We start from the raw sequence: 1,962 nt of genomic DNA, 5'->3' as shown, positions 1-1,962 counted from the left end.
CGCCGCCGCGGTGCCGGTCGTCGCCGGCGCGCCGCTCGGGGCGGTCGGACCGGTCGGGCCGGTCGCGGTCGGGTCGGGGGTCCTGCTCGCTCACGTGGTCTCCTCGGCGGGGTCCGCCGTGGCCGGGGGCCGGCCGTCGTCCGGGATGTCGGGAAGTCGGTGTGGTGTCGGGAGGTCGGTGCGCCGGACCGCGGCGGGTGGCGGCGGGTCAGCCCAGGTACTCGACGCCGTCGATCCGGGCGCCGCGGGCCCAGTCCGGTGCGGGCATGAACCGCTTGCCCTTCGGCTTCACCTCGCCCAGCTCGACGGGGACGGTCGCGGTCCCGGCCAGCACCCGGCGGCGCTCGACCCGCAGCTCCCCCGGCGCGAGCTCGACCTCACCGGTGCGCAACGGGCGGACCGGGCCGAGCCCGAGGCGGTCGTCGCGGAACCCGCACCACGCGCCGGGCTCGGGGGTGACCGAGCGGATCAGCCGGTCCAGCGCGGCGGCCGGGGTGGTGAAGTCGGCGCGGGCGTCGGCGGTCGTGACCTTCGGCGCGAGCGAGACCCCCTCGGCGGGCTGCGGGACGGCGGTCAGCGTGCCGTCGGCGATGCCGTCCAGGGTCGCGGCGAGCAACCGGGCACCGGACTCGGCGAGCCTGCCCAGCAGGTCGCCCGCGGTGTCGGTCGCGCCGACGGTCTCGGTGACCAGGCCGTAGGTGGGCCCGGTGTCCATGCCCTCCTCGAGCCGGAACGTGGTGGCGCCGGTGACGTCGTCGCCGTGCCGGATCGCGGACTGCACCGGGGCCGCGCCGCGCCAGGCGGGCAGCAGCGAGAAGTGCAGGTTGACCCAGCCGTGGACGGGCACGTCCAGCACCGGGCGGGGCAGCAGCGCCCCGTAGGCGACGACCGGTGCGCAGTCCGGGGCGAGCGCGCGCAGGGTGTCGAGGAACTCCGGGCCCGACGGCTTCGCGGGGGTCAGCACGGGGATCCCCGCCGCGTCGGCGAGCTCGCCGACCGGGGAGCGGGTGAGCCTGCGGCCGCGCCCGGCGGGGGCGTCCGGGCGGGTCAGCACCGCGACGACCTCGTGGCCGGGGTGCTCCAGCAGCGCCCGCAGCGACGGCACCGCCGGGTCGGGGGTGCCGGCGAACAGCAGCCTCATCGGGCCTTGCCGAACATGGGGTGCGGGCTCGCCTTGACGACCGGCTCGGGCTCGCCGAACCAGGCGGCCTCCCGGATCTCGCGCATCGCCAGCTTGCGGGTCTCGGCGTCGAGCCGGTCGACGAACAGCACGCCGTCGAGGTGGTCGGTCTCGTGCTGGATGGCCCGCGCCAGCAGCTCGGAGCCCTCGACCACCTGCGGCTCACCGTGCATGTCCCAGCCCCGCGCGACGACGTGCAGCTTGCGCCGGCAGTCCCAGCCGAGCCCGGGGATGGACAGGCAGCCCTCCATGCCGAACTGCTCGTCCTCACCGACGGCCTCCCAGGTCGGGTTGACCAGGTGCCCGGAGAAACCGTCGCAGTCGTAGACGAACACCCGCTTGCCGACGCCGATCTGCGGCGCGGCCAGACCGGCACCGCCCTCGTCGTGCATGGTGTCGGTCAGGTCGCTGACGAGCTTGCGCAGCTCCGCGTCGAAGTCGGTGACCTCGGTGGCGCGGGTGCGCAGGACCGGGTCGCCGAACAGCCGGACGGGCTGGATGGGCACGGGCTTCCCCTCACGGCGGACGAGTGCGGTGGTCAGCGCTCCATTGTGCCACTGCGGCACCGCCGGTCCCGTCCGGTGTCACGGCGGTGACGCGGCGCACCGCTCAGTCGATCTCGTCGGGGTCGAGCCGGACCCGGACGGTCTCGGGGGCCTTGCGGGCGGTGCGCAGGGCCTGCGCGTCGTGCAGGGCACGGGCCAGGTCGCGACCGGCGCGGCGCGGGACCCGCAGCAGCGCGCGCTCGCGGACCTCGTCGGCGGTGCCGTGACCGGCGCCGG

At 76.5% G+C, this 1,962-nt stretch carries 2 protein-coding genes; both read right to left on the bottom strand.

Features of this window, described 5'->3' with window-relative positions; all coding sequences use genetic code 11:
• Window positions 1-208 precede the first annotated feature (208 nt).
• Window positions 209-1,141, bottom strand: coding sequence for a methionyl-tRNA formyltransferase (gene fmt / locus GTW08_RS04665; RefSeq protein ID WP_073574700.1), 933 nt, complete (start codon window positions 1,139-1,141; stop codon window positions 209-211).
• Complete coding sequence (gene def / locus GTW08_RS04660) at window positions 1,138-1,686, bottom strand: peptide deformylase (RefSeq protein ID WP_062403164.1); 549 nt, start codon at window positions 1,684-1,686, stop codon at window positions 1,138-1,140. The genes fmt and def overlap by 4 nt, the downstream gene beginning before the upstream one ends.
• Window positions 1,687-1,962 lie beyond the last annotated feature (276 nt).

It is taken from the genome of Pseudonocardia sp. SID8383 (genome assembly GCF_009864975.1).
GTDB classification, from domain to species: Bacteria; Actinomycetota; Actinomycetes; order Mycobacteriales; family Pseudonocardiaceae; genus Pseudonocardia; species Pseudonocardia alni.
Note: the sequence above shows the minus strand (reverse complement) of the source record. Positions and strands in the feature narration are given on the sequence as shown.

What these genes read in the sequence shown, in the direction of transcription:
- fmt (WP_073574700.1), bottom strand. Translation starts at nt 1,141, where the DNA reads ATGAGGCTGCTGTTCGCCGGCACCCCCGACCCGGCGGTGCCGTCGCTG.